Annotated in this window: 26 protein-coding genes; 15 read left to right on the top strand and 11 right to left on the bottom strand. The window is 72.7% G+C overall.

Features of this window, described 5'->3' with window-relative positions; all coding sequences use genetic code 11:
* Positions 1 to 58: 58 nt before the first annotated feature.
* From rplM to ATL31_RS05215, 4 genes are all read left to right on the top strand, one after another.
* Positions 59 to 502, top strand: coding sequence for a 50S ribosomal protein L13 (rplM, locus tag ATL31_RS05230; RefSeq protein WP_055815577.1), 444 nt, complete (start codon positions 59 to 61; stop codon positions 500 to 502).
* Complete coding sequence (gene rpsI, locus ATL31_RS05225; protein ID WP_055815579.1) at positions 502 to 1,017, top strand: 30S ribosomal protein S9; 516 nt, start codon at positions 502 to 504, stop codon at positions 1,015 to 1,017. The genes rplM and rpsI overlap by 1 nt, the downstream gene beginning before the upstream one ends.
* Positions 1,018 to 1,131: 114 nt before the next feature.
* Positions 1,132 to 2,478 carry a phosphoglucosamine mutase gene (gene glmM / locus ATL31_RS05220; RefSeq protein ID WP_101394848.1) on the top strand — a complete coding sequence of 449 codons (1,347 nt, stop codon included), beginning with the start codon at positions 1,132 to 1,134 and terminating at the stop codon, positions 2,476 to 2,478.
* An 88-nt stretch (positions 2,479 to 2,566) separates the two neighbouring features.
* The gene (locus ATL31_RS05215) at positions 2,567 to 2,992 is read left to right on the top strand and encodes an Ohr family peroxiredoxin (RefSeq protein WP_055815585.1); all 426 of its coding nucleotides are present in this window, start codon (positions 2,567 to 2,569) and stop codon (positions 2,990 to 2,992) included.
* A gap of 37 nt (positions 2,993 to 3,029) precedes the next feature.
* Here ATL31_RS05215 and lhgO read toward each other — a convergent pair whose 3' ends face one another.
* From lhgO to ATL31_RS05185, 6 genes are read right to left on the bottom strand one after another with little or no spacing between them, the layout of a single operon-like run.
* Positions 3,030 to 4,211: an L-2-hydroxyglutarate oxidase gene (gene lhgO, locus ATL31_RS05210; RefSeq protein WP_101394846.1), complete on the bottom strand. Its 1,182-nt coding sequence runs from the start codon at positions 4,209 to 4,211 to the stop codon at positions 3,030 to 3,032.
* A gap of 25 nt (positions 4,212 to 4,236) precedes the next feature.
* Positions 4,237 to 5,619, bottom strand: a complete 1,383-nt coding sequence (locus ATL31_RS05205; RefSeq protein ID WP_101394845.1) for a GH1 family beta-glucosidase — start codon at positions 5,617 to 5,619, stop codon at positions 4,237 to 4,239.
* A gap of 9 nt (positions 5,620 to 5,628) precedes the next feature.
* Positions 5,629 to 6,468 (bottom strand): MOSC domain-containing protein, encoded by an 840-nt coding sequence (locus tag ATL31_RS05200; protein ID WP_101394844.1) that lies wholly within the window; start codon positions 6,466 to 6,468, stop codon positions 5,629 to 5,631.
* A complete protein-coding gene (locus ATL31_RS05195) occupies positions 6,465 to 6,974 on the bottom strand; it encodes a beta-class carbonic anhydrase (RefSeq protein WP_101394843.1) in 510 nt (169 codons plus the stop codon). The genes ATL31_RS05200 and ATL31_RS05195 overlap by 4 nt, the downstream gene beginning before the upstream one ends.
* Positions 6,971 to 8,674 (bottom strand): fumarate hydratase, encoded by a 1,704-nt coding sequence (locus ATL31_RS05190; protein WP_101394842.1) that lies wholly within the window; start codon positions 8,672 to 8,674, stop codon positions 6,971 to 6,973. The genes ATL31_RS05195 and ATL31_RS05190 overlap by 4 nt, the downstream gene beginning before the upstream one ends.
* Positions 8,671 to 9,597 carry a carbohydrate kinase family protein gene (locus ATL31_RS05185; RefSeq protein ID WP_245861954.1) on the bottom strand — a complete coding sequence of 309 codons (927 nt, stop codon included), beginning with the start codon at positions 9,595 to 9,597 and terminating at the stop codon, positions 8,671 to 8,673. The genes ATL31_RS05190 and ATL31_RS05185 overlap by 4 nt, the downstream gene beginning before the upstream one ends.
* Before the next feature lie 88 nt (positions 9,598 to 9,685).
* Between ATL31_RS05185 and ATL31_RS05180 the strand changes: the two genes are divergently transcribed.
* Both ATL31_RS05180 and ATL31_RS05175 read left to right on the top strand, forming a co-directional pair.
* Positions 9,686 to 10,243: a DUF4245 domain-containing protein gene (locus ATL31_RS05180; RefSeq protein ID WP_245861951.1), complete on the top strand. Its 558-nt coding sequence runs from the start codon at positions 9,686 to 9,688 to the stop codon at positions 10,241 to 10,243.
* Between the two features lie 70 nt (positions 10,244 to 10,313).
* Positions 10,314 to 10,634, top strand: coding sequence for a hypothetical protein (locus tag ATL31_RS05175; RefSeq protein WP_101394840.1), 321 nt, complete (start codon positions 10,314 to 10,316; stop codon positions 10,632 to 10,634).
* A 78-nt stretch (positions 10,635 to 10,712) separates the two neighbouring features.
* Here ATL31_RS05175 and ATL31_RS05170 read toward each other — a convergent pair whose 3' ends face one another.
* From ATL31_RS05170 to xseA, 3 genes are all read right to left on the bottom strand, one after another.
* Positions 10,713 to 12,203 carry an HNH endonuclease signature motif containing protein gene (locus tag ATL31_RS05170; RefSeq protein ID WP_101394839.1) on the bottom strand — a complete coding sequence of 497 codons (1,491 nt, stop codon included), beginning with the start codon at positions 12,201 to 12,203 and terminating at the stop codon, positions 10,713 to 10,715.
* Between the two features lie 135 nt (positions 12,204 to 12,338).
* Positions 12,339 to 12,566, bottom strand: coding sequence for an exodeoxyribonuclease VII small subunit (locus tag ATL31_RS05165; RefSeq protein WP_101394838.1), 228 nt, complete (start codon positions 12,564 to 12,566; stop codon positions 12,339 to 12,341).
* Positions 12,567 to 12,625: 59 nt separating this feature from the next.
* Entirely contained in the window at positions 12,626 to 13,876 is a 1,251-nt protein-coding gene (xseA, locus tag ATL31_RS05160) for an exodeoxyribonuclease VII large subunit (RefSeq protein ID WP_101394837.1), read from the bottom strand.
* 161 nt (positions 13,877 to 14,037) lie between these two features.
* On the opposite strand from xseA, the gene ATL31_RS05155 reads away from it, so the two are divergent.
* The 4 genes from ATL31_RS05155 (at position 14,038) to ATL31_RS05140 (ending at position 18,966) form a co-directional block, all read left to right on the top strand.
* A complete protein-coding gene (locus ATL31_RS05155) occupies positions 14,038 to 14,943 on the top strand; it encodes a hypothetical protein (protein WP_101394836.1) in 906 nt (301 codons plus the stop codon).
* A gap of 46 nt (positions 14,944 to 14,989) precedes the next feature.
* Complete coding sequence (locus ATL31_RS05150; RefSeq protein ID WP_101394835.1) at positions 14,990 to 16,003, top strand: 4-hydroxy-3-methylbut-2-enyl diphosphate reductase; 1,014 nt, start codon at positions 14,990 to 14,992, stop codon at positions 16,001 to 16,003.
* A 133-nt stretch (positions 16,004 to 16,136) separates the two neighbouring features.
* Positions 16,137 to 17,132, top strand: coding sequence for a methanogen output domain 1-containing protein (locus tag ATL31_RS05145; RefSeq protein ID WP_158239789.1), 996 nt, complete (start codon positions 16,137 to 16,139; stop codon positions 17,130 to 17,132).
* Positions 17,133 to 17,190: 58 nt separating this feature from the next.
* Positions 17,191 to 18,966: a GAF domain-containing SpoIIE family protein phosphatase gene (locus ATL31_RS05140; RefSeq protein WP_158239788.1), complete on the top strand. Its 1,776-nt coding sequence runs from the start codon at positions 17,191 to 17,193 to the stop codon at positions 18,964 to 18,966.
* A 12-nt stretch (positions 18,967 to 18,978) separates the two neighbouring features.
* On the opposite strand, the gene ATL31_RS05135 is transcribed toward ATL31_RS05140, so the two are convergent.
* Positions 18,979 to 20,178: a DNA recombination protein RmuC gene (locus tag ATL31_RS05135; RefSeq protein ID WP_101394832.1), complete on the bottom strand. Its 1,200-nt coding sequence runs from the start codon at positions 20,176 to 20,178 to the stop codon at positions 18,979 to 18,981.
* 117 nt (positions 20,179 to 20,295) lie between these two features.
* Between ATL31_RS05135 and ATL31_RS05130 the strand changes: the two genes are divergently transcribed.
* From ATL31_RS05130 to ATL31_RS05110, 5 genes are all read left to right on the top strand, one after another.
* Positions 20,296 to 20,781 carry a glutathione peroxidase gene (locus ATL31_RS05130; protein ID WP_101397272.1) on the top strand — a complete coding sequence of 162 codons (486 nt, stop codon included), beginning with the start codon at positions 20,296 to 20,298 and terminating at the stop codon, positions 20,779 to 20,781.
* Positions 20,782 to 20,894: 113 nt separating this feature from the next.
* Complete coding sequence (locus ATL31_RS05125; RefSeq protein WP_101394831.1) at positions 20,895 to 21,404, top strand: NUDIX domain-containing protein; 510 nt, start codon at positions 20,895 to 20,897, stop codon at positions 21,402 to 21,404.
* A gap of 44 nt (positions 21,405 to 21,448) precedes the next feature.
* Positions 21,449 to 22,534, top strand: a complete 1,086-nt coding sequence (ychF, locus tag ATL31_RS05120; RefSeq protein ID WP_101394830.1) for a redox-regulated ATPase YchF — start codon at positions 21,449 to 21,451, stop codon at positions 22,532 to 22,534.
* Between the two features lie 140 nt (positions 22,535 to 22,674).
* The gene (locus tag ATL31_RS05115; RefSeq protein ID WP_158239787.1) at positions 22,675 to 23,136 is read left to right on the top strand and encodes a helix-turn-helix domain-containing protein; all 462 of its coding nucleotides are present in this window, start codon (positions 22,675 to 22,677) and stop codon (positions 23,134 to 23,136) included.
* A 19-nt stretch (positions 23,137 to 23,155) separates the two neighbouring features.
* Entirely contained in the window at positions 23,156 to 23,851 is a 696-nt protein-coding gene (locus ATL31_RS05110; RefSeq protein WP_211283966.1) for a nucleotidyl transferase AbiEii/AbiGii toxin family protein, read from the top strand.
* A gap of 253 nt (positions 23,852 to 24,104) precedes the next feature.
* Here the strand turns inward: ATL31_RS05110 and ATL31_RS05105 are convergent, their stop codons facing one another.
* Positions 24,105 to 25,475, bottom strand: a complete 1,371-nt coding sequence (locus tag ATL31_RS05105) for a ferredoxin reductase family protein (protein WP_245861949.1) — start codon at positions 25,473 to 25,475, stop codon at positions 24,105 to 24,107.
* Between the last annotated feature and the right edge of the window lie 171 nt (positions 25,476 to 25,646).

Genomic DNA, 25,646 nt, shown 5'->3' with positions numbered 1-25,646 from the left:
GCCCTCCCGAGAGCACGCGGCATACGCCCCCCGTCCCAGAGACCATGAGGATGTTCCCATGCGTACCTACACCCCCAAGGCGGCCGAGGTGACCCGTGCCTGGCACGTCATCGACGCCACCGACGTCGTCCTCGGCCGGCTCGCCAGCCAGACGGCCGTCCTGCTGCGCGGCAAGCACAAGCCGACCTTCGCCCCCCACGTCGACACCGGCGACTTCGTCATCATCATCAACGCCGACAAGGTGGCCCTGACCGGCTCCAAGGCCGAGAAGAAGAAGGCCTACCGTCACTCGGGCTTCCCGGGCGGTCTGCGTTCCACGACCTACACCGAACTGCTCGCCAAGGCCCCCGAGAAGGCCGTCGAGAAGGCCGTCCGCGGCATGCTCCCGCGCACCACCCTGGGCCGTCAGCAGCTGACCAAGCTCAAGGTCTACTCCGGCTCCGAGCACCCGCACTCGGCCCAGCAGCCCAAGCCCTTCGAGATCACCCAGGTGGCCCAGTGATGTCCGAGAACGCCCAGATCGACGAGACCGCCGGCACCGACGTCAACGACGCCCCGGTCAGCGAGTACACCTCCGAGTCCGAGGCCGGCTCCGTCGCCGGCGAGGCCCCGCGCCGCCCGAGCGCCTCGGCGCCCGGCGCCGCCACCGGCCGCCGCAAGCAGGCCGTCGCCCGCGTGCGCATCGTGCCCGGCACCGGCGAGTGGACCATCAACGGCCGTACCCTCGAGAACTACTTCCCGAACAAGGTGCACCAGCAGATCGTCAACGAGCCGCTGGCGGTCCTCGAGCTCGACGGTGCCTACGACGTGCTGGTGCGCGTCCACGGTGGTGGCCCCTCCGGCCAGGCCGGTGCCGTCCGCCTCGGTGTGGCCCGCTCGCTCAACGGGGTCGACGAGGAGCTGAACCGCCCGGCGCTGAAGAAGGCCGGTCTGCTCACCCGCGACGCCCGCGTCCCCGAGCGCAAGAAGGCCGGTCTCAAGAAGGCCCGCAAGGCTCCCCAGTACAGCAAGCGCTGATCTCACCCATCGGCCCGCCACGACGGCGGCATCCCACCCGGGGTGCCGCCGTCGCGGCGTTCCCCGGCGTCTCGCGGTAGGTTCAGGCGCTGGTCTCCAGAAAGGAACCACTTCATGTCCCGACTCTTCGGTACCGACGGCGTGCGGGGGCTCGCCAACGCCGACATCACGGTCGAGCTCGCGCTCGAGCTGAGCATCGCGGCCGCGCACGTCCTCGGCGGCCCCGACCGCGCGTCCGGCCGCCGCCCGCGCGCCGTCGTCGGTCGCGACCCGCGCGCCAGTGGCGAGTTCCTCTCGGCGGCGGTCTGCGCCGGGCTGGCCTCGGCCGGCGTCGACGTGCACAACGTCGGCGTCCTGCCGACCCCCGCGGTGGCCTACCTGACCGCCGACATGGGTGCGACCTTCGGGGTGATGCTCTCGGCGTCGCACAACCCGATGCCCGACAACGGCATCAAGTTCTTCGCCGAGGGCGGGCACAAGCTGCCCGACGCCGTCGAGGACGAGATCGCCGCGCGGATGGGCCAGCACTGGGAGCGCCCCCAGGGGGCCGAGGTGGGCCGCATCCACGAGAACCGCGCCGGCCAGGCCCGCTACGTCGCGCACCTGCTGCAGGCGCTGCCGCACCGCCTCGACGGCCTGACGGTGGTCATCGACGGTGCCCATGGCGCCGCCAGCGCGGTCTCGCCCGAGGTCTTCCGGCTGGCCGGGGCCGAGGTCGTCGAGATCGGCACCGACCCCGACGGGCTCAACATCAACGACGGCTACGGCTCCACGCACCTCGACCGGCTCATCGCCGCGGTGCTCGAGCGCGGGGCCGACCTCGGCATCGCCCACGACGGCGACGCCGACCGCTGCCTCGCCGTGGGCGCCGACGGCGTCGAGGTCGACGGCGACCAGATCATGGCCATCCTCGCCGTCTCCCTGAAGGAGCGCGGGCTGCTGCGCGAGAACACCCTCGTCGCCACCGTGATGAGCAACCTGGGGCTGCTGCAGGCCATGGAGCGCGAGGGCATCCGGGTCGAACAGACCGGGGTGGGCGACCGCTACGTCCTCGAGGAGATGCGCCGCCACGGCTACTCCCTCGGCGGCGAGCAGTCGGGCCACGTCATCCTGCTCGACCACGGCACCACCGGCGACGGCGTCCTGACGGGCCTGATGCTGGCCGCGCGGGTGGCCCAGACCGGGCGCCCCATCGCCGAGCTGGCCCGGGTGATGCACCGCCTCCCGCAGGTGCTGGTCAACGTCAAGGGCGTCGACAAGGGCCGCGTCGAGTCCGACGAAGGGGTCCAGGAGGCCGTGCGCCGCGCGCAGGACGAGCTGCAGGGCTCCGGCCGGGTGCTGCTGCGCAAGTCGGGCACCGAGCCGGTCGTGCGGGTGATGGTCGAGGCCACGAGCGAGGACCAGGCGCGGGCCACGGCCGACCGTCTGGCGGGCGTGGTGCTCGAGCGACTGGCGCTCTGAGCCGAGCCGGATGCGGGGCGGACGGAATGGTCGACGGCCGGCCGGGGTTGGCCCTGGTGACCACACCGCCGATCGAAGGAGTTCTTCCGTGCCGCACGAGTCCGTGACCAAGGAGCTGTACAGCATCGCCGCCACCGCCACCGGTGGTCGCGCCGGCCGCACCCGCAGCGAGGACGGCGTCGTCGACCTGCCGCTCGGCAAGCCCAACCCGTCCAACCCGGTCGCCAACCCCGAGACCCTCTTCGCCGCCGGCTACGCCGCCTGCTACAACGGCGCGCTGACCCTGATCGCGCAGCGCGAGGGCATCGACGCCTCGGGCGCCGAGACCACCGCGAACGTCCACTTCGGCGAGACCGAGTCCGGCTTCGGCCTGGGCGTCGAGCTCACGACCACCATCCCCGGCGTCGACGCCGAGACGGCGCAGAGCCTGGCCGACAAGGCCCACGAGTTCTGCCCCTACAGCAAGGCCACCCGCGGCAACATCGACGTCACCGTCGTCGGCAAGCCCGCCTGAGGCCCGCTCCTCGCAGCATCCGTCGGCCTCCTCCCGTTCACGGGAGGAGGCCGGCGACGTGCCGGGCGATCTCGAGCGAGGCGGTGGCGGCGGGGGAGGGCGCGTTGAGGACGTGCACGCACCGACCCGAGCGTTCGACCAGGAAGTCGTCGACGAGGGCGCCGTCGCGCCGCACGGCCTGGGCCCGCACCCCGGCCGGGGAGGGGAGCAGGTCGGCGTCGCGCAGCGCCGGGACCAGCGCGCGCAGGCTGTCGCCGAAGCGCCGGGGAGAGGCCGAGCGCCGCAGCTCGGTGGCGCCGCTGCGCCAGTGCCGGCGCGCCAGCCGCCAGAACCCCGGGTCGCCCAGGGTGGCGAGCAGGTCGCGGTCGACGTCCCGCCGGCGGTAGCCCTCGCGGGCCAGGGCCAGGACGGCGTTCGGGCCGGCGTGCACGTGGCCGTCGACGCCCCGGGTCAGGTGCACCCCCAGGAACGGCAGCTCGGGGTCGGGCACCGGGTAGACGAGGCCACGCACGAGGTGGGCCGCCTCCGGCGTGAGCTCGCGGTACTCGCCCCGGAACGGCACGATCCGCACCGACGACTCGTGGCCGAGCCGGCGCGCCACCCGGTCGGCGTGCAGCCCGGCGCAGTTGACCACGACGTCGGCCGTCACCGAGCCGGCGGTGGTCTCGACCACGGTGTGCGCCGGGCCGTGATGGGCCGCCAGCACGGTGGCCCCCGTCATCAGGCGGGCACCTCGTGCCTCGAGCCGGCGCACCAGCGCCCGGCAGAGCGCCGGGTAGTCGACGACGGCGGTCTCGGGCACGTGCAGCGCCGCGAGGGCGGCCACGTGGGGCTCGTACTCGCGTGCCTCGTCGGGCCCGAGCCGCCGCACGGCCAGCCCGTTCGCGAGGCCCCGCTCGTGCAGCGCCGCCAGGCGGGCCAGCTCGGCCTCCCGGGTCGCGACGACGAGCTTGCCGGTGACGGCGTGCGGCACGCCCTCGTCGGCGGCCAGGCGCAGCAGGGCGGTCGCGCCGGCCCGGCACCATCGGGCCTTGGCGCTGCCCGGCGGGTAGTAGATACCCGAGTGCACGACGCCGCTGTTGCGCCCGGTCTGGTGGCGCGCCCAGCCGTCCTCCTTCTCGATGACGGTGACGACCGCGGCCGGCTCGTCGCGGGTGACCCGCTCGGCGACCGCGAGGCCGACGACACCCCCGCCCACGACGACGATGCGACGGCTCACGGGCGGTGCCTCCCCGGCCGGCGCGTCAGCGATCGCGGTGCGCGGCGATGACCCGGGCGTACTCGTGCCCGGAGTCCTTGACGGTGCGCACCTGGGTGTCGTAGTCGACGTGCACGATGCCGAAGCGCTTGTCGTAGCCGAGCGCCCACTCGAAGTTGTCGAGCAGCGACCACGCGAAGTAGCCGCGCACGTCGGTGCCGGCCGCCACGGCGTCGGCCAGCGCGCCCAGGTGCGCCATCAGGTAGGCGACGCGCTCGGGGTCGTGCACCTGACCGTCGGCGTCGACCGTGTCGTCCCACGCCGAGCCGTTCTCGGTGACGTACACCGGCAGCCCGCTCTCGCGGGCCGAGCGCTCGACGATGAGGCGGTGGCTCGCGGGCGACTGCTCCCAGCCCATCGCGGTGAGCGGCGGGCGGGGCGCGACCTCGTCGACCCGCTCGCAGCCGGGGAGCAGGTGAAGGCCACCCTGGGGCTCGGCGCCCTGGGGCGTGGCCGCGACGCGGGTGGGGAAGTAGTTGTTGACCCCGAGGTTGTCGAGCGGGGCGGCGATCTCGGCCAGGTCGCCGTCGTGCACGAACGAGCCGTCGGTGAGGTGCGCGACGTCCTCCAGCATCCCCTCGGGGTAGGTGCCGTGGAACAGCGGCCCGAAGAACACCCCGTTGAGGGCGTTGTCGGCGCGCCGCACGGCGTCGAGGTCGGCCTCGGTGGGGTCCTCGGGCCCGTGGACCTGGGTGGGGTTGAGCGTGATGGAGACCTGCGCGTCGGGGCAGTGCTGGCGGATGACGGGGACGGCGCGGCCGTGGGCGAGCATCAGGTGGTGGGCCGTGACCAGCCCCTCGAGCGGGTCCTGGCGGCCGGGGGCGTGGGCGCCGATGGCGTGGCTGAGCATCGAGGAGCACCACGGCTCGTTCAGGGTGGTCCAGTGCTTCACCCGGTCGCCGAGGGGGCCGGCCACGGCGGCGGCGTACTCGGCGAACCAGTCGGCGACCTCGCGGGTGCGCCAGCCGCCGCGGTCCTCGAGCGCCTGCGGGAGGTCCCAGTGGTAGAGCGTGACGACGGGCCGGATGCCCGCGGCGAGGAGGGTGTCGACGAGCCGGTCGTAGAACGCGACACCGGCCGCGTTGACCGCGCCGGTGCCGCCGGGGACGATGCGCGGCCAGGCCACCGAGAAGCGGTAGGCCTCCAGGCCGAGCTCCTGCATCAGGGCGACGTCGGCCGGCATCCGGTGGTAGTGGTCGCAGGCGACGTCGCCGGTGTCGCCCCCGAAGGTCCGGCCCGGGGTGTGCGAGAACGTGTCCCAGATGGAGGGGGAGCGGCCGTCCTCGGCCACGGCGCCCTCGATCTGGTAGCTCGCGGTGGCGGCCCCGAACAGGAAGCCGGGGGGGAAGGTCGGCGCGGACGTCGTCATGACGGCAACCTACCGGGAGGGTACGACCTCGTCACCGACCCGGACGTCGCCGACGGAGCGGGGGACCAGCTGCACGGCGAACCAGGTGGCGCCGTCCCAGCGGCGGTGGTGGGCCAGGGTGCGGATGGGCTCGCGGCCGCCGCGGCCGGTGGCCGGGTCGAGGGTGGTCATGACGCAGCGGTCGACCGGCTTGGCGACGCTGAAGGTGACGGCGCCGACGGTGACGCCGCGCCAGTCGTCCTCCTCGAAGGGGGTGAGGTCGCCGTCGACCACGAGGTTCGGGCGGAACCGCGCCATCTCGAGGACCGGGGGCTCCTCGCCGCGCTCGAGCGCGGTCTCGGCGACCCAGTCGCGCAGCCGGGCCAGGGACGCCGTGGACGCCAGCGTGAGCGGGTAGCCGTCGGCGAAGGCTGTGGCGTCACCGGGGGCGGAGTACTGCGGGTTGAGCGGGCGCGGCGAGGCGACGTGCACCAGCCGGAGGTCGTCCCGGCGCAGCGCCGCACGGACCCAGGCGTGGGCGTGCTCCGGGGCCGGGGTGGCCGTGAGCGCGCGGCCGTGGACGGTGACGGGCACCGCGTCGCCGTCCGGCTCGTCGAGCTCGAGGGCGTCGTGGCCCGGGGCGCGCAGCCGCAGGGCGCACCCCAGCCCGGCGTCGGTGTCCGGGGTGTCAGCGGTCAGCATGAGCATCCCGTGGTCCTCGCGGGCGGTGAGGCACTCGCCGTCGGGCAGCGCGAGCATCCAGCGCCGGTCGCCGCGCAGCCCCCAGCGCTCGACCCGCGCCTGCAGCACCGGCCGCACCGCGGTGCTCTTGACGGGGTGCAGGCCGACGGCCTCGAGACGCACCGTCATACGTGCTGGGTCAGCAGGCCGGTGTCGACGTCGTAGACGAAACCGCCGACGAGGGCGCGCTCGCCGACCAGCGGGTGGGTGCGCACGGCGGCCACGTCCTGGCGCAGGGCGTCGACCTGGTCGGTGACGACGCTGAAGCGCTGCCACGAGGCATCGAGCCCCGCGGACTCGCCGACCCGGCGGCGCAGGTCCTCCTCGGAGGCCGAGGACATCGCGCACCGGGTGTGCGGGATGACCAGGACGCGCTCCACCCCGAGCAGGTGCACGCCGAGCACCAGCGCCTCGAGGGCCTGGGGGGTGACACGGCCGCCGGGGTTGCGGAAGATCTTGGCGTCCCCGGCGCGCAGGCCGAGCATCCGCAGCGGGTCGATGCGGCTGTCCATGCAGGTGACGATGGCGACGCCCGCCCGGGCCACGCCGTCGAACCCGGCGAGGTCGAAGGTCTGCGCGAACCGCTGGTTGGCGTCGAGGAGGTCCTCGAAGCCGGGGGTCTGCTCGGTGCTCATACCAGTCCCGTCCTCTTCTCGATGGTGAACGCCACGGGCTTGGTCACGCCCGCGAAGAAGTCCTCGCCCTTGTCGTCGACGACGATGAACGCCGGGAAGTCCTCGACCTCGATCTTCCACACGGCCTCCATGCCGAGCTCGGGGTACTCGAGCACCTCGACGCTGCGGATGCAGTCCTGGGCCAGGCGGGCCGCGGGGCCGCCGATGGACCCGAGGTAGAAGCCGCCGTGCGCCTGGCAGGCGTCGGTGACCTGCCGGCTGCGGTTGCCCTTGGCGAGCATGACCAGCGAGCCGCCGGCCGCCTGGAACTGGTCGACGTAGGAGTCCATCCGCCCGGCGGTCGTCGGGCCGAACGAGCCCGAGGGCATCCCCTCGGGGGTCTTGGCGGGGCCGGCGTAGTAGACGGGGTGGTCCTTGAGGTACTGCGGCATCTCCTCACCGGCGTCGAGCCGTTCCTTGATCTTCGCGTGCGCGATGTCGCGGGCGACCACCAGCGGGCCGGTGAGCGAGAGCCGGGTCTTGACGGGATGTTGCGTGAGCTCGGCGAGGATCTCGTCCATGGGACGGTTGAGGTCGATGGCCACCACGGCTCCGGCCCCGGTGCCGCCGACGCCCTGGGCGTCGTCGAGGGCCGCCGGGGTCTGCTCGGGCAGGAAGCGCGCGGGGTCGGTCTCGAGCTGCTCGATGAACACGCCCTCGGGGGTGATCCGGCCGAGCACCTGGCGGTCGGCGCTGCACGAGACGGCGATGGCGACCGGCAGCGATGCGCCGTGGCGGGGGAGGCGCACGACGCGCACGTCGTGGCAGAAGTACTTGCCGCCGAACTGCGCGCCGATGCCGAGCTGGCGGGTGAGCTCCAGGACCTGCTCCTCGAGCTCGGTGTCGCGGAAGCCGTGCGCGGTGACCGGGTCGCCCTGCTTGGGGAGCTGGTCGAGGTACTTGGCGCTGGCGTACTTGGCTGTCTTGAGCGCGAACTCAGCGCTGGTGCCGCCGATGACGATGGCCAGGTGGTAGGGCGGACAGGCGGCGGTGCCGAGGCTGCGCAGCTTCTCGTCGAGGAAGCGCATCATCGCCTCGGGGTTGAGGATGGCCTTGGTCTCCTGGAACAGGAACGACTTGTTGGCGCTGCCGCCGCCCTTGGCCATGAAGAGGAACTTGTAGGTGGTCTCGTGCCCGGGCGCGGTGTCGGCGTAGAGCTCGACCTGGGCCGGGAGGTTGGAGCCGGTGTTGCGCTCCTCCCACATCGTGACCGGGGCCATCTGCGAGTACCGCAGGTTCAGGCGGGTGTAGGCGTCGTAGACCCCCCGGCTGAGGGCCTCCTCGTCGGTGCCTTCGGTGAGCACGTGCTGGCCGCGCTTGCCCATCACGATGGCGGTGCCGGTGTCCTGGCACATCGGGAGGACGCCGCCCGCTGCGATGTTGGCGTTCTTCAGCAGGTCCAGGGCGACGAACTTGTCGTTGTTGCTGGCCTCGGGGTCGTCGAGGATGTTCGCGAGCTGCTGCAGGTGGGCGGGGCGCAGGTAGTGGGCGATGTCGTGCATCGCGGTCTCGGTGAGCAGCCGCAGCGCCTCGGGCGCCACCTGGAGGAAGCGGCGGCCGCCGGGGCCGTCGACGACCTCGACGCCCTCGGTGGTGAGGAGGCGGTATGGGGTCTCGTCGGCCTCCACCGGCAGCATGTCCTCGTAGGCGAACTCGGTCATCGGATCTCCTCCCGGGTCGGGGCGTAGGCGCCGGAACGGCGCACCGTGACCCCGCTCGTGGCGAGGGCACGGTCGATGGCGGGCGCGACGTCGGCGAGGCCGGCGGAGCGCAGCCGGGCGCGGGCGTCGGGGCCGCCGAGCAGGCCGGCGTCGAGGAGGCCGGACACCAGCCCGGCCATGAACGAGTCGCCGGCGCCGACGGTGTCGACGACGTCCTTGACCCGCGCGGTCTCGGTGGCCTCCTCGCCCGACGCGACCCGCCAGGTGACGCCGGCGCCGCCCAGGGTGACGACGGTGAAGGCGGCCCCGAGGTCGGTCCAGCGCGCCATCACCTCCGAGGCGCTCCGGCCGGGGTAGAGCCACTCGATGTCGTCCTCGGAGCACTTGACGACGTCGGCCAGGGCGACGAGCTCCTCGACGCGCGGCCGGACGGTGTCGACCTCGCCCATGATCGTCGGGCGCACGTTGGGGTCGTAGCTGACGGTGCCGACCTCCCGGGCCCGGTGCACGGCCGCGGTGACCTCACGCTCGCCGGGGGAGAGGGTCGTGGCGATCGAGCCGGTGTGCAGGTGCGCGGTGCCGGGGGGCAGCTGCACGGGGGGCAGGTCCCAGTGCAGGTCGAAGACGTAGGACGCGGCGCCCCGTTCGTCGATGGTGGCGAGCGCCGTGGAGGTGGGGTGGGCGGTGGTGACGCTGCCGGGGAGCAGGTGCACGCCGCCCCCCTCGACGTGCTGGATGCACCGGTCGCCGCGGGTGTCGGTGCCGACCAGGCAGGCGATGTGGGTGTCGTGGCCGAGCCGGGCCAGCCCCACGGCCACGTTGGCGGGCGAGCCGCCCACGTGCTCGGCGCTGGAGCCGTCGGGGTGGCTGACGATGTCGACGAGCAGCTCCCCCACGACGACGACGGGCGGCACAGGGCTCACGGCATCCCAACCTCTCTGGAGCGGACCGGTCGAGCCTAGCGTCGAGGCCGATTGGGTGTCGGGGGGGCTCGTCGGCGACGATGGAGGGGTGAGCACGCCCGTGGCCCCGAAGAGCCGCTACTCGATGGGCTCGGTGAAGAACCTCGTGTACTCGCTGCTGGCGGTCCTGGGGATGGTCGCCGTCCTCGTCCTGATCGTGCCGCGGGTCAACACCGTGGGCGGGCCTCCCGTGGACATCGCCGCGCAGGCCCAGGACGTGCGCGAGCGGACCGGCTGGCCGATCGTCGTGCCCGAGGGGCTGCCGGCGGGCTGGACGCCGACCTCGGTGCGCTACGTGCGGGTCACCGACGGCTTCATGACCTGGCACGTGGGGTACCGCACGCCGTCCGGCAGCTTCGTGGCCGTCGAGCAGACCAAGGACCCGAGCCGCGCCTGGGTCGCGGCCCAGACCAACCGCGCGCCGAAGGAGGGCACGGTCGAGATCGCCGGGCGCACCTGGGACGAGTACGTGCGCGACAACAAGGTGCAGAACAGCCTGCTGTCGGTGCCGCCCACGGGCTCGGGCGAGCTGGCCACGCTGGTCACGGGGAACGCGAGCTTCGACGAGATGACCACCTACGTGCAGGCCCTGCGGCCGGTGCGCTGAGGGCCACGGCTGCGCGGGGGGCCGTTGCTCCGGGTGGGCGCCGGTCGGGGCGCGTAGCAGGATCGACCCCATGACGGGGGAACAGCGATGGCGCGACGTCGAGGACCTCCTCGCGTCGTTGGAAGGGGTGCGGCTGCACCAGGACCCGCGTGGGCGCCGCTGGTGCGTGCGCGGCCGCCTCGTGGCCCGGCAGATCGACGAGGCGACGCTGCTGGTCCGCGCGACCCCGGAGCGCCGCGAGGCGCTGCTCAGCCGGTGGCCCACCACCTTCTCGGTCCGGCCGGAGCTGGAGGCCCACGCGAAGGTGCTGGCCGACGTGGTCGAGGGTGATCTCGACGCCGTGAGGTCCTCGCTCCGGGAGGCTTGGGAGCTGCAGCGCGGCGACGCCTGACTGCGGGCCGACCCGCCATCGTCGCAGCGGGCTTCACACAGGGCACCAACCTCGCCAAACCGGCCTGGGTGCCGCCGGTCAGAAGGGGGGAGGGGCCGCCTCGGCGGCGAGCGGGGACCGATCCGGCGCCGGCAGGATGCGGTGGACCGGTTCGGTGACGCGGCGCTTGCCCGATGGTGAGGTCCAGGTGAGGGTGCCGTCGGGGTCGAGGGTGGGGCGCCAGCGGCCCTGCTGCTTCAGCCGGTGGTGCCGCCGGCACAGGCACGCCAGGTCGGTCGGTGAGGTGGCGCCGTGGGGCCAGGGTCTGGTGTGGTCGAGGTCGGTGTACTCGGCGCGTCTCAAGCACCCCCACATCCGGCAGGTCCCGTCGCGGGTGGCCACGAAGTCGCGCATGGCCTTGTTCGGTCGGTAGGCGCTGGTGGTGAGGGAGGCGAGGGTGCCGGTGTCGGCGTCCAGCACGGCCCGGGCGACGTCCATCGGGAGGGTCTTGAGGAGGTTGGCGACGGTGGCGGCGTCGACCCAGCCCAGCCCGGGCAGCTGCGTGCCGGACACGGCGAACCCGGGCGTGACTTGGGCCATGAGCACCGGTCCCGGGTCTGGGTCGACGGTCATCGTGGTGGTCTCGAACAGCCGCTGCGCCTCCGGCGGGAGGTCGCCGAAGCGGGTCTCTTCCCCGGTGTAGGCGTCGATGACGGTGTCGTCGTCGGCCCAGGGGACCTCGATGGTCTCGACGGTTGCGGGTTCGGGCGCGGGGCGGTCGGTGACCACCGGCACCCCGAGGGTGACCGAGGCACTGACCGTCACGTTGCGCAGGAGCAGGTCCCCGAACGCGTCGGCCCGCGCCTCGGACAGGGTGAGGGTGTCGTCGACCTGCCGGTACTCGGACGCGAGCTGCTCGGTCGCCGCCCAGGCCGCGGCCACGGTCGCGGTGGGGAGGAGCGCGTACACGTCGGTCAGGCCGTCCGGGCCCGGACGCACCTCCACCGTCCGGGTGCGGCGGGTCTTCGCGACCTGCGCGGCGACCTGGTCGGCCGCCACCCGCGTCGCGACGCGGCGGACGTGCGCGGTCACCTGCGCCGGGTCCAGGTCGGCCAACCGACCCGACACCTCGGCATCGACCCGACCGCACGCCACGACGTCCAGCCCCGCGCACGCGTCGACCACCTTGTGGGCCGTCGCGGCCGCCACGTCACCGGCCAGGACCCGGTCACGGACCCGGGGGAACCGCTCACCGAGGGCTGCGCCGAGGTGGACCTTCCGCCCGGCCAGCCCCTCCGTCAGGCCCGCTTCGAGAGCGACGAGGCTGGGCGCCATCTGGTCGACGTACCCCACCGGGTGGACCCGCTCGACGGGCCCGTCACCCGAGAGCCGCACCTCGACCCGAGCCCCCAACGCGGCCGCCACACCCTGGGCCCCCTCGGCGGCGTTCACCACCCCTTGGAGCTCACCGGCGAGCTCGTAACACTCCACGGCATCCAGGCCCCGGCTGTGCTCGGCCAGCTCACGCCCCAGCGCCGCGACCTCCGCCCGCACGGCCGCGACGCGGCTGCTGAGCTGCCCCCTGTCCATGGAGAGATGATACCCGAACACGCGTACGAGAACAAGGTTCTATCCACAGGTGTTCGCCTTCAGCAGAACGGGATTGCGATGAGTCCGCACGACGGTTCGCGCTACGGGCTCGCCGGCCGGGACGACGCGCCCGGGTCACTCGCCGGAGGTCGTGATGCGCTCCTCGGCCTGGTCGAGCCACTGTCCGCAGCGGGCGGCCAGCGCCTCGCCCCGCTCCCAGAGCGTCATGCTCTCCTCGAGCCCCACCTGGCCGCTCTCGAGCCGCGCCACGATGTCGACGAGCTCGTCGCGCGCCTGCTCGTAGCCGAGCTCGGCGACGTCCGCGTTCGCGGTGGGGGCCGGGGCCGGGGTGTCCTTCGCCATGCCGGGAGCCTACGCGGGCGGGCCGACGACGCCGGGGACCCGCAGGTCGTCGTTCTCGGCTACCCGACCGCCCCGGCCACCGTGACCCCGAAGTCGCCCCGCGACACCCGGACCCGTAGCGGCTCAGCGGGGGAGAGGTCCGCGGGATCGGTGACGACCTCCCCGGAGACCCGCGAGACCACCGCGTAGCCGCGGTCGAGGGTCGACTGGGGGGAGAGGGTGCGGGCCTGGGCCCGCAGGTGCGCGACCTGGTCGCGCTGGCGGTGGACCACCGCCTCGACCCGCTGGTGCGCGCGTCCCCGCAGGGCGGAGACGACCTCCCGCTGCACCCGGAGGAAGGCGCCCTTGTCGGCGAGGACCGGGCGCGAGGTGAGCTCGGTCAGCCGGCGCCGCTCGTGGTGCACGCGGCCCGCCAGCGCCCGCCGTCCCCGCTCGCGCGCCGTGTCGACCCCCCGGCGCTCGGCCTCGGCGTCGGGCACGATGGCCTTCGCGGCGTCGGTGGGGGTGGACGCGCGGTGGTCGGCCACGAGGTCGAGGAGGGGCGTGTCGACGTCGTGCCCGATGGCGCTGACCACGGGCGTGCGGGCCGCGGCGACCGCCCGCAGCATCGTCTCGTTGGAGAACGGCAGGAGGTCCTCGACCCCGCCGCCGCCGCGGGCGATGACCACGACGTCGACCTCGGGATGCGCGTCGAGCTCCTGGAGGGCGGCGGTCACCTCGGCCACGGCGCCGTTGCCCTGCACCGCGACCTGGCGGATCTCGAAGCGGGCCGCCGGCCAGCGGCGGAGGGTGTTCTCGACGACGTCCTTCTCGGCTGCACTGGCGCGCCCGCACACCAGCCCGATGCGGCGCGGCAGGAACGGCAGCGGCTGCTTGCGGTCGCGGTCGAAGAGGCCCTCCTGCGCCAGGTGTCGCTTGAGGTACTCGAGGCGTGCCAGCAGCTCGCCCACGCCGACCGGCCGGATCTGGCGCGCGTCCATCACGAGCGACCCGCGCTGGGTCCAGAACGACGGCTTGGCCTGGACGACGACCCGGGCGCCCTCGGCGAGGGGCCCCGGCATCGCGTCCAGGGCGTTGACGTGCACCGAGCACGACAGGCTCATGTCGACGTCGGGGTCTCGCAGGGTCAGAAAGGCGGTGCGGGCCCCGGGCCGGCGGGTGAGCTGGACGACCTGTCCCTCGACCCACAGCACCGACATCTTCTCGACGTACTCGCCGATCTTCATCGACAGCAGGCGCACCGGCCAGGGATGCTCGGCACTGGTGTCGGCGGCGCGCTCGGGGAGTGTGGGGCGGGCCGGCGTGCTCATGGCGCCACTCTAGGGAGGGACACCCGGCCCCCGAGTCGCTACCGTCGGAGGGACGCCGGAGCTCGCCGACGTCCGGGTACTGACGGAGGGCGCACATGGCTCGGACCACACCCGGGGGACGCAGAGCCCGACGCCGTGCCGCGGCCGCTCTGACGGCGCTCGTGGCCGTGGTCGCCCTGGCGGCCCCCGCGTGGGCCTACACCGAGGTCGCGTACGCGCGGCGAGGCACCACGATGACGGAGAGCCCACCCGGCAGCATCGGCTCCGTCCGCGCCACGCTGGTGCTCGAGAACCTCGCGGCCGGCGACGTCCGGCTGCTGCGGGCCCAGTCGGTCACCTACCGCGGCACCCCCGACCGCAACGCCCTCGCCCAGAAGATCACCTGCGAGAAGCCCGACGGCACCATCGTCTCGGAGTCATGGACCGGCACCAACCTCCTGGCGGTCAACGGCCTCCAGCCGCTCGCGCAGCGGCTGCTGTTCGTCGCCCCGGCGGCCGGCACCTACTACTGCCGCGAGCGCATCTACGTGAACTCCCACTACGCCCAGCCCGCGCGGGCCACCCTGTACAGCGCGTTCGTGGGTGACGTGGCCGGGCCGGTCGCGGCCGAGAAGGTCATCCCGGCCACCCCGCTGCGCGGCGCCGTGGTCTTCTTCTCGGGCACCGACACCACGGCGCACCGGGTCCTGCCGATCTCCCGGTACCTCCCGCCCGCCGGGGCCACCCGCCTGCAGGTGCGCAACGACGTGTTCTTCACCAACTGCTACGGCTCGGGCGGGGCGGGGTGCCCGCGCGGCTCGTTCCCGCCCTCCGGGAAGAGCACGTACACGCACCAGGCCTTCCTCGTGCCGTCGAGCCCGGCCTGCCCGGTGGCGTCGACGACCCGGGTCACCCGCACCTTCGACTACCTGCTGCACCACCAGGGCGGCTCGCTCGACGTGGTGGCCCCGCTCCCCGCGGGCGGATGCGGGTCGTGGTCGAGCTACGTGGTCGTGCGGCGCGTGTCGGGGCTGCCGTTCGTCGTGCAGCTCTATCCCTACTCGCAGGCGTTCATGTACGCGAGCTGACCGGCGCGATTCGGGATGCCGCCGCGCCCGACCTACCATGGAAGGCATGGCTGACACCCGTAAGCGCGTGCTCCTCGCGGCCCCCCGCGGCTACTGCGCCGGGGTGGACCGGGCCGTGGTCACCGTCGAGCGGGCCCTCGAGCTCTACGGCCCGCCGGTGTACGTGCGCAAGGAGATCGTGCACAACAAGCACGTGGTCACCACCCTGCAGAAGCACGGTGCGGTCTTCGTCGACGAGACCGACGAGGTGCCCGAGGGCGCGACCGTGGTGTTCTCGGCGCACGGCGTGGCACCGGTCGTGCACGACGAGGCACGGGCCCTGTCGCTGCGCACCATCGACGCCACCTGCCCGCTGGTCACCAAGGTGCACCGCGAAGCCGTGCGCTTCGCCTCCAGCGACTACGACATCCTCCTCATCGGCCACGAGGGCCACGAGGAGGTCGTCGGCACGGCGGGCGAGGCGCCCGAGCACATCCAGCTCGTCGACGGCCCCGACGACGTCGCCAACGTGAGCGTGCGCGACCCCGAGAAGGTCGTCTGGCTGTCGCAGACGACGCTCTCGGTCGACGAGACCATGGAGACCGTGCGCCGGCTGCGCGAGCGCTTCCCCTCGCTGCAGGACCCGCCCAGCGACGACATCTGCTACGCCACCCAGAACCGGCAGCTGGCGGTCAGACAGATGGCGGCCGACTGTGACCTGATGATCGTCGTGGGCTCGCGCAACTCGTCGAACTCGGTCCGCCTGGTCGAGGTCGCGCTCGAGCACGGCTCGCGCGCCGGGCACCTGGTCGACTACGCCGACGAGATCGACGCGGCGTGGCTCGAGGGCGTCTCGACGGTGGGAGTCACCTCGGGCGCCTCGGTGCCCGAGATCCTGGTGCGCGGCGTGCTTGACTACCTGGCCGCCCGCGGGTTCGACGACGTGAGCGCGGTGACCGCCGCCCAGGAGTCGCTCGTCTTCGCCCTCCCCAACGAGATCCGGCGCGACCTCAAGGCCGCAGGGATGTCGGACACCATGCGCCACGACGGGGGCTTCGTCGAGTCCGGCTCCCTGCACTGAGCCTGCGCAGAGGGCCGGGGTGGCGGCCGCTCCCGGCGTGCGCGTAGGGCGTCCGGAATCCCGCTCCCTGGACGGACCGAACTGCTCGGGACGCAGCCCGCCCTCGGCCAGGGCGACGGGGCAGACTGCCTTCGTGGACTGGTACCTCGACCGACCCGAAGAGATCGCAGCGGTGCGCCACGAGCTGGTCGCCTACCTGACCCGCCACGCCGTGTCGGGCTCGGACGCGGGCATCGCCGATGCGGAGCTCATCAGCTCGGAGGCGATGGGCAACGCGCTGCGGCACACCGCCGGGCCGACCTGGGTCTCGCTCTCCTGGGGCGGGGAGCATCCCGTGCTCTCGGTGTACGACCTGGGCGAGGGTTTCGACCCCGACCTCCTCGTCGCGGCGTCCGAGCCCGACCCGGGCCACGCGGGGCTCGACGACGAGGACGAGTTCCGCGAGTCGGGCCGCGGTCTGCTCATCATGCGGACGCTCTCACCGGAGGCCCGGGCATCGGTCCGGGCCGGGGGCGGAATGCTGTTCCAGACGCCGCTCCCGGTGCGACGGCAGCCCACCGTGAGCCACGACCCGCCGCGCCGGCGCACGGGCGTGCTGCCGTCGCCCGACGAGGCCGAGCCGGGAGGCGGTTTCGGCAAGGAGGCGTTCCTGCGGGCGATCGTCGTCCAGCTCGCGCAGGCCGTGGAGGGCCAGCAGGGGCCGCAGGCGGCCGAGGCCGCGGTGGCCCAGGTGGGTATGGACGTGGGTGGGCAGATGGAGGCGGAGTTCCGGGCGGCCACCGACACGGTCGGGAGGATGACGCCCGAGCAGATGGGGACCTGCTACGTCCGCCTCAAGCACGCGATCGACGGCCGGTTCAGCGTGGTCGAGGCCGGGCCGGACCGCATCGTCCTGGAGAACCGCGCCTGCCCCTTCGGCGAGGCGGTGCTGCGAGCGCCGGCACTGTGCCGCATGACCTCCAGCGTCTTCGGGGGGATCGCGGCGCGCAACAGCCCGGCCGGCGCCTCCGTGGTGCTGGAGGAACGGATCGCGCTCGGCGACCCCGGATGCCGCGTCACCGTCCACCTCGGGCCACCGCCTCCGGAGTCGGTGCCTTTCGCGCACCGGTACGGCGGTTCGGAGGCGTAGACCCCGACATCCGCCCAGTGAGCCATGCGACGGCGTCTCACCTGCGACGATGGCGCGCATGGACCAACCGTCGGCCGCCCTCGATGCTCTCGCGCGCATCGAGGCCCTGACGCGACTGGCCCGCGTCACCGCCGAGGTGGGCACGGCCGACACCGTGGCAGCCGTGGCCGAGATCGTGACGAGCCACGTCGCGGAGGCGGTGGGCGCGACCGTCGCCGCGCTGGCGCTGCGGGAACAGGACGAGGTCCGGGTCGTCGCAGCCTGCGGGCTGAGCGCGAAGGACGCCGCGCGTTGGCAGACCTTCCCTTTCGCCGCCCCTACGCCCGTGAACGACTGCATCCGCAGCGGGGCGCGCATCGTCGTGACCGGTGCGGCGGACTTCGCGGCCCGGTATCCCGAGCTGACCGGCTCCGATGACATCGACCGCACCCTCGTCACGATCCCGCTGCGCGTCACGAGCCGGTCCATCGGTGCCCTCGTGCTGTCCTTCGAGGAGTCCCACCCGCTGGACCCCGCCGAGCTGGACGTGCTCGAGATCCTGGCCGGCTCGTGCGCCCAGGCCATCCAGCGGATCGAGGCGTCGGCGGTCGCGGCGCGCCAGACGGCGCGTCTGGCGTTCCTCGCGGAGGCCTCGATCGAGCTGGCCAGCAGTCTCGATCTCGCCGTGACCACCGCGAGGGTGGCTCAGCTCGCGGTGCCGTCGTTCGCCGACTGGTGCGCCATCGACGTCGTCCGCGACGGGCGGATACACCGGCTCGCGGTCGCGCACGTCGACCCGGCGAAGGTCGAGCTCGCGGTGCGGCTGCACGAGCGGTGGCCCCCAGCGCCGTCCTCCGACGCCGGCGTGTGGAGAGTGGTCCGCACCGGCCAGTCCGAGCTGGTCCGGGAGGTCACCGACGACATGCTCGCGGCGGCGGCCCAGGACGAGGAACACCTGCAGGTGGCCCGTGAGCTGCAGCTGCGCAGCGCGCTGGTCGTCCCCCTCGTGGTCCGTGACCGGGTGATCGGCGGCCTCACCTGGGTGTCGACCGACGAGGAACGCCGGTACGACGAGGACGACGTGCAGTTCGCCGAACACCTGGCGCGGCGCGCCGCCACGGCGATCGACAACTCCGAGCTGCACAGCCAGACGCTCGAGGCGGCCGTACGGCTGCAACGGGCGGTCCTGCCCGAGCGCGTCACCGGGACCGCCGCGTTCGAGGTCGCCCACGACTACCACCCCTCGGGCCGTACGGCCGTGGGCGGGGACTTCTACGACGCGTTGCCGCTCGAGGACGGCCGGCTCGCGGTCTTCATCGGTGACGTCATGGGTCGCGGGGTCTCGGCGGCGGCGGCCATGGCGATGATGCGGGCGACCGTGCGGGCGTTCGCGTCGGTGGACCCCACCCCGAGCGTGGTCATGAGCAAGCTCGACGTCATGCTGTCCCGCCACGGCCCCGAGCAGCTGGTGACGCTGCTCTACGCGCTGGCGGAGCCGGGAGAGGACACGGTATGGGTGGCGAACGCCGGCCACCCCCCGCCGATGGTGCTGCGGCGCGGGCGTCCCGCCGAGCAGCTGGCCTTCGCCGACGGCCCGCCGCTGGGGGTGGCTGTCGGCGTCCGCGAGCAGACGGCCGTCCCGCTGCACCCGGGTGACACCCTCGTGACCTTCACCGACGGCCTGGTCGAGCGCCGGGACGAAGGCATCGACGCGGGGCTGGAGCGCCTGCGGCACGCCGTCGACGCGATGGCGGGCCTTTCGCTGGACGCCGGCGTGGGCGGCCTCGTCAGGTCGTTGCGGGACGAGCGTTCCGACGACGACGTCGCCGTGCTCGGCCTGCGCCGCTTGGGGTAGGCCCGGTCCTGGTCAGCCGGCGTCCCGGGCGCCGGCCGACGGGCCGGCCTCCGGGCCGCTCACGTCCAGGAGGAGCTCCGGACGTGAGTCGGGGGCGGTGGCCGCGTCGATGAGCTCCTGGGCCGTGAGGGGCCGCGGCCCGACCCGGACCGGCGCGAGCTCGGCGAGGTCGTCGGTGACGACGTCGAGGTCGCGCATCCGGCGGGCGGTGACCAGGACGCGGGACTCGAGCGCACCGACCATCGCGTTGTAGGCCTCGACGCTGCTCTGCAGGCTGCGCCCGACCTTCGCGGTGTGCGCCCCCAGGGTGCCGAGGCGGGCGTGCAGCTCGCGACCGAGGTCGAGCAGCTCGCGGGCGCTGCTCGAGAGCGCCTCCTGCTGCCAGGTGAACGCGACGGTGCGCAGCAGCGCCAGCAGCGCGCCGGGGCCGACCAGGACGACGCGGCGGGCCAGCGCCTTCTCGTGCAGCGACGGCCGCGCGGCCAGCGCCGCCCCCAGCATCGCGTCGCTGGGGACGAAGCACACCACCATCTCGGGGCCGTCGCGGAAGGCCGACCAGTACTCCTTGGCCGCCAGCGCCGTGACGTGGCCCTCCAGGGCGTCGGCGTGCCGCCGCAGCAGGGCGGCGCGCTCGTCGTCGCCGAGCCCGTCGGCCTGGGCGTCGAGGAAGTGCGTCATGGGGGCCTTGGCGTCGACCACCAGCACCTTGGCGCCGGGCAGCCGCACCACGACGTCGGGCCGGACGGCCCGTTCGTGGGTGCTGACCGCGCCCACCTGCTCGTCGAAATCGCAGCGCGCGAGCATCCCGGACGCCTCGAGGACCCGGCGCAGCTGCACCTCGCCCCAGGCGCCGCGCACCGAGGACGAGCGCAGGGAGCCGGCGAGCGAGGCGGTGGCGCGCCCCAGGCCCTGGGTCTCGGCCTCGACCCGCCCCAGCAGCGAACGCAGCGAGCCGAACTGCTCGACGCGGTCGCGCTCGAGCACCCCCACGTGCTGCTCGACGCGCACCAGGGCGTCCTTGAGCGGCGCCAGCAGCGCGGCGGTCTCCATGTCCTCGGCCAGCGAGGTCTCGAGGTCGAGCACCCGCTCGCGCAGCAGGTCGCGCTCGGTGGCCAGGCCCGCCAGCCGCGCGGTGGCCACGAGCCGCGCCACGACCCAGGCCGCCAGCGCCCCGACGACGAGCCCGGCCACGCCCCACATCCATCCGTCCATGCGCCGAGGGTGACAGCCTCCACCGACAACCCCCGGCAATCCGGGGGACACGCCCGGTCCGAACCACGGGTGACCGCGTCGCCGCCCCTGCGCGACGCCCACCGGAAGGACGCCATCGTGCCCGTGCTCCAGGACTTCTCCGCCACGACCCTGTCGGGGGCCCCGCAGAACCTCGACGCCTACGCCGGGCAGGTCGTGCTCGTCGTCAACACGGCCTCGCAGTGCGGCTTCACCCCGCAGTACGACGGCCTCGAGAAGCTCTGGCAGGAGTACCAGGACCAGGGGCTGGTCGTCCTGGGCTTCCCCTGCAACCAGTTCGGCGGCCAGGAGCCGGGCACCGCCGAGGAGATCGGTGAGTTCTGCCGCGTCAACCACGGCGTCACCTTCCCGATGTTCGACAAGGTCGAGGTCAACGGCGACGGCGCCGACCCGCTCTTCCGGTGGCTCCGCAAGGAGGCCAAGGGCGCCCTGGGCAGCGAGAAGATCAAGTGGAACTTCACCAAGTTCCTCGTCGGCCGCGACGGCCGGGTCATCAAGCGCTTCGGCTCGAGCACCAAGCCCGAGAAGCTGGCCGGCGCCGTCGAGAAGGCGCTCGCGGCCTGACCGGGCCGGCGGGCACCGGTCGGCGGGCTCGCCCGGTGCGACCTTCGCGGCCGGGCGTCCCCACGCACGCCGGGGCGGCATCGTGGTCGGTGCCGCCGGGTAGCCTCGCTGGCATGGCGCGACGCGAGGAGACCGAGCAGGAGCGCCGGCGGCGGATCGGCATCCTCAACGCCCGGCTGCCCAAGAAGCGCAACATCGCCCAGGGCCTCCTGCGCAACCCCGCGGGTGAGGTGCTGCTGTGCGAGCTGTCGTACAAGGCCGAGTGGGACCTGCCCGGCGGTGTGGTCGACCCCGGCGAGCCGCCCGCCCTCACGGTCACGCGCGAGATCGAGGAGGAGCTCGGCCTGCGGCTGCCGGTCGGCCCGCTGGTGGCCGTCAACTGGCTGCCGCCGTGGCGCGGCTGGGACGACGCGCACCTGTTCCTGTTCGACCTCGGGGTGTTCGCGGGCGAGCTCGACCCCTCGCTGTTCCTGCCCCGGGAGATCGCCGGCGCGCACTGGGTGCGCCCCGAGGCGGCGGCCGAGCACGTCGCCCCCTACACCGCGCGGATGCTCGAGGTCGTCGCCCGGGCCCCGGCGGGCGGCACCCTCTACCTCGAGAACAGCGAGCTCCCGGGCGGCTGAGCCGGTTCGGCCGCGCATCCTCGCGCCGGTAGACTCCTGACCTCGTGGCACTCACCATCGGAATCGTCGGTCTCCCGAACGTCGGCAAGTCGACGATGTTCAACGCGCTGACGAAGAACAACGTCCTGGCCGCGAACTACCCGTTCGCGACGATCGACCCCAACGTGGGCGTCGTCCCGCTGCCGGACGAGCGGCTGGGGCGCCTGGCCGAGATCTTCTCGTCCGAGAAGATCCTCCCCGCCACCGTCTCCTTCGTCGACATCGCCGGCATCGTGCGCGGTGCGTCCGAGGGGGAGGGGCTGGGCAACAAGTTCCTCGCGAACATCCGTGAGGCCGACGCCATCTGCCAGGTCGTGCGGGCCTTCGAGGACGGCGACGTGGTGCACGTCGACGGCAAGGTGTCGCCCGGCTCCGACATCGAGACCATCCACACCGAGCTGATCCTGGCCGACCTCCAGACCCTCGAGAAGGCCGTCGCGCGGCTCGAGAAGGAGGCGCGCATCAAGAAGGAGAGCAAGCCCCTCCTCGAGAATGCGCTCGCCGCCCAGAAGGTCCTCGAGGACGGGCGCACCCTGTACGCCGCGGGGGCGGCTGCCGGCGTCGACCTCGGGCTCGCGTCGGGGCTCGGGCTGCTCACGACCAAGCCCTTCATCTTCGTGTTCAACCTCGACGAGGACCAGCTGGCCGACGCCGAGCTCCACGCGCGCCTCGGCGAGCTCGTGGCCCCGGCCGAGGCGGTGTTCCTCAACGCCAAGCTCGAGATGGACCTGATGGAGATGTCGCCCGAGGACGCCCTCGAGATGCTCCAGTCCTTCGGCGCCGAGGAGTCCGGGCTCGACCAGCTCGCCCGCATCGGCTTCCGCACCCTCGGGCTGCAGACCTACCTGACGGCCGGGCCCAAGGAGTCGCGCGCCTGGACCATCCACCAGGGCTGGACCGCCCCGCAGGCGGCCGGGGTCATCCACACCGACTTCCAGCGCGGCTTCATCAAGGCCGAGATCGTCTCCTTCTCCGACCTCGACGAGCTCGGCTCGATGGCCGCGGCCAAGGCTGCCGGCAAGGCCCGCATCGAGGGCAAGGAGTACGTCATGCAGGACGGCGACGTGGTGGAGTTCCGCTTCAACGTCTGATTCTGCGCATCTGCGCAGGTCAGGGCCAAGCAGCTCCGGGGGAGTGCGGAGACGTAGCCGTGACGTCGATGGCCCCTCGGGGTGGCATTCAAGTGTTTCTCATTATTGACTCAACGGGTCGAATGACTAAAATGAGAAACATGCCAGCCCCCAGCCCGTACACGAGCCCCCAGCAACAGGCAGAGCTCCAACGCCTAGGCGCCCGCCTGCGTGAACGCCGAAAGGCCCTCGGTGTCACGGTAGTCGCCTGTGCCGAAGCTGCTGGCGTTTCGCGTGTCACCATGCACAGGATCGAGGCAGGCAACCCCTCCGTCACGATCGGCGCCTACATCAACGTTGCAGCCGCGCTCGGACTTCACCTCGTCGTCCCGATCCTCGACGCTCCAACAACTGAACCGACGACGATCACGGTCGGCGACTACCCCGGCCTTCGCACGCTGGCATGGCAGACCGATGCCGGCGTCACCATCACCGAGACAGAGGCACTCAACCTCTACGAACGCGGTTGGCGACACCTCAACCAGGAAGCGCTCACCGATCGCGAGAAGGCGTTCATCCAGCACCTCGCGGACACCTACAGCAACGGGGAGCTCCTTGTTTAGGCGGCTACACCACCAACGGGTGGCCGAGGTGCTGTCGATGCTCGACGCACCTCTCCTGGCCGAGCACAACTGCTGGTTCGGAGGCGGCACCGCGATCGTCCTCGCCAACGGTGAGTTCCGCGAATCGGTCGACATCGACTTCCTGGTCTCCGACCAGCAGTCGTACCGACAGCTGCGCCAGATCGTCAGGGATCATGGGCTCGAGGCGCTGGCTACACGCCAACTTGAGCTAGGTCGAACACCTGTTGTCGACGGTTACGGGATCCGGACGTCGGTGCTCGTTGCGGGGATTGCGATCAAGTTCGAGATCATCCATGAAGGCCGTATCGACCTCGACCCTCCCTCCCTGGGCGATGAGATCTGTGGCTTGCGGGTCCTGACGCGAACAGACCAGGTCGCAACCAAGCTGCTTGCCAATGACGACCGCTGGGCAGACACCTCGACGTTTTGCCGCGACCTCATCGACCTGGCCATGATGAAGCCCGACACGGTCGCCCTGAAGGCCGGCGCGCGCAAGGCGGTCGATGCATACGGCAAGACGGTTGGCGAGAGCCTCAACAAAGCAGTCACCTACCTCCAAGATCGCCCGCAACGTCTCGACGAATACATCCGAGCACTCAAAATCGACGTGCCCCGCGCAGCTGTCTGGCAGAGCATCCGCGACTTGTCCGCAAGATCCGCGAAGATCGAAGGTCTAGGTCGGGGCTCGCACTAGCCTGACGTCATGTCGGTGAGTCCGCGACGAATGACCTCGGGGTCTCCTACCGGCCAGCGGTCCGCAAACAGTCCGCAAGAAGTTCGGCCGAGACCGACGATCGCCGACGACGTCCAACCCTCCCACGAACGCGTTTCCGCAGGTCAGACCGCATTCACCGGCATCGACTAACCATGACCAACGACCACCGGCACCCCGCGTGATCGTTCCGCTTCAACGTGTGAGTCGGCACGTCTGCGCAGGTCCCGTCCGGTCAGCGCAGGTTGTAGTACTCCCGGTGGATGTTGGCGGCCTTCACGCCCTGCCTGCCCAGGTCCTTCTGCAGCGCGTCGACCATCGACTCAGGACCGCAGAGGAACGCCGACAGCTCGGACGGGCGGCCGTCGACGGTCGCCATGATCTGGTCGACCGTCAGGCGGGGTGAGACCTCGGTGTCGACCAGGTGCAGGTGCAGCTCCTCGTGGTGGCCCGCGAGGTGGGTGACCTCCTCGGCCAGCGGCGGGTTCCCGCGGGAGGTGTAGAAGAAGTCGACCCGGTGCGGCAGCCGGCCGGGCCGAGCGGACCGGAGCCAGCTCAGCATGGGGGAGACGCCGATGCCTCCGGCGACCCAGACCTGGTGCTCGGTGCCGCGGCCGTAGTCGAAATGGCCCTTCGGGCTGCTGATGACGGCCGGCATGCCGGGCTCCACCAGGTCGGCGATGTTCGTGGTGAAGTCACCCAGGGCGCCGACCGTGATCCGGACGTTGTCCTCGGCCGGGCCGCTGGCAATCGTGAAGGGGTGCTTGTGCCAGCCGTCCCGGGCCTCGAGGTTGACCAGGGCGAACTGCCCCGGCGTGAACTCGAAGCGCCGGCCGAGCGGGCGGAGCCAGATCTCCACCGATGACGCGGTGATGGGGGCGACGGACGCCACCTGGTAGTCGTGGGTGCGCGCGAAACGGCGCGCGAACAGCTCGCGGTAGACGTAGAACGCCAGGCCCACCCCGCCGGTGACCATGAAGGTCCAGCGCAGGACCTGCGAGCCGAACAGGGAGGCGTCGAGCAGGGCGTGGGCGAAGCCGAGGGCGAGGAACAGCCCGGTGAGGCGGTGGAAACCGCGCCACAGCCCGTAGCTGCCCACCCACCCGTGGACCTGCGCGGCCGCCCGGGTCTCCATCAGCATCGTGACCGGCTCGCGCAGTCGGCGCGGCACGATCGAGCGCCACCGCGGCGCGATCGCCCAGACCACCAGCGTCGCCAGGCCGATCATGCCGACCGTCCCCAGCGTCGGGCCCAGCTGGGAGGGGTTGGGGTTGCCGGTCGTCGCAATGTGGATGCCGATCAGCACCGTGCCCACGATGGCCACGCGGCGGTGCCACACGGCCGCCTTGTCGACGCCGTCGAAGAACTGCTCGACCGCACCGAGCGTGCTGATCAGGACCAGCCCGACCGAGAGCAGCAGGACGCCCTCGGCGCCCAGGAGCTGCCCGACGAACGATCCCGCCGGCGGATCCGTCGGACGGGCCACCACCCACACCACCGCGAAGGCCACGGCGAGGGCCGCGATGGTCGTCGGCCCGACCAGCCGGGTCGCGATGTGCGAGCCTCGGTACTGCTGCCGATGCACGGGAGGGGGCCCAACGGTCACGGCGGTCTCCGCATCCTCTCGGCCGGGTGCGCGGCACCTCGAACAGTGACGTCTGCGCTCCAGCAGCGTAGCGGGGAGGCCACGGAGGCACCCCTCGTCGCTCCGGTCTTCCGCCGGCCGGGCCGGCACCGGGAGGAACCGGTGCCCTGACCCCGGTTCCGCCGGGTGCTC

The sequence above is a fragment of the Phycicoccus duodecadis genome, from assembly GCF_002846495.1.
Classification (GTDB): Bacteria; Actinomycetota; Actinomycetes; order Actinomycetales; family Dermatophilaceae; genus Phycicoccus; species Phycicoccus duodecadis.
Note: the sequence above shows the minus strand (reverse complement) of the source record. Positions and strands in the feature narration are given on the sequence as shown.

Coding starts and splice junctions, on each gene's coding strand:
- ATL31_RS05135 (WP_101394832.1), bottom strand. CDS start 20,178: ATGGACGGATGGATGTGGGGCGTGGCCGGGCTCGTCGTCGGGGCGCTG.
- ATL31_RS05175 (WP_101394840.1), top strand. CDS start 10,314: ATGACGGGGGAACAGCGATGGCGCGACGTCGAGGACCTCCTCGCGTCG.
- ATL31_RS05165 (WP_101394838.1), bottom strand. CDS start 12,566: ATGGCGAAGGACACCCCGGCCCCGGCCCCCACCGCGAACGCGGACGTC.
- ATL31_RS05140 (WP_158239788.1), top strand. CDS start 17,191: ATGGACCAACCGTCGGCCGCCCTCGATGCTCTCGCGCGCATCGAGGCC.
- glmM (WP_101394848.1), top strand. CDS start 1,132: ATGTCCCGACTCTTCGGTACCGACGGCGTGCGGGGGCTCGCCAACGCC.
- ATL31_RS05170 (WP_101394839.1), bottom strand. CDS start 12,203: ATGGACAGGGGGCAGCTCAGCAGCCGCGTCGCGGCCGTGCGGGCGGAG.
- ATL31_RS05205 (WP_101394845.1), bottom strand. CDS start 5,619: ATGACGACGTCCGCGCCGACCTTCCCCCCCGGCTTCCTGTTCGGGGCC.
- ATL31_RS05150 (WP_101394835.1), top strand. CDS start 14,990: ATGGCTGACACCCGTAAGCGCGTGCTCCTCGCGGCCCCCCGCGGCTAC.
- ATL31_RS05190 (WP_101394842.1), bottom strand. CDS start 8,674: ATGACCGAGTTCGCCTACGAGGACATGCTGCCGGTGGAGGCCGACGAG.
- ATL31_RS05125 (WP_101394831.1), top strand. CDS start 20,895: ATGGCGCGACGCGAGGAGACCGAGCAGGAGCGCCGGCGGCGGATCGGC.
- xseA (WP_101394837.1), bottom strand. CDS start 13,876: ATGAGCACGCCGGCCCGCCCCACACTCCCCGAGCGCGCCGCCGACACC.
- ATL31_RS05115 (WP_158239787.1), top strand. CDS start 22,675: ATGCCAGCCCCCAGCCCGTACACGAGCCCCCAGCAACAGGCAGAGCTC.
- rplM (WP_055815577.1), top strand. CDS start 59: ATGCGTACCTACACCCCCAAGGCGGCCGAGGTGACCCGTGCCTGGCAC.
- rpsI (WP_055815579.1), top strand. CDS start 502: ATGTCCGAGAACGCCCAGATCGACGAGACCGCCGGCACCGACGTCAAC.
- ATL31_RS05195 (WP_101394843.1), bottom strand. CDS start 6,974: ATGAGCACCGAGCAGACCCCCGGCTTCGAGGACCTCCTCGACGCCAAC.
- ATL31_RS05200 (WP_101394844.1), bottom strand. CDS start 6,468: ATGACGGTGCGTCTCGAGGCCGTCGGCCTGCACCCCGTCAAGAGCACC.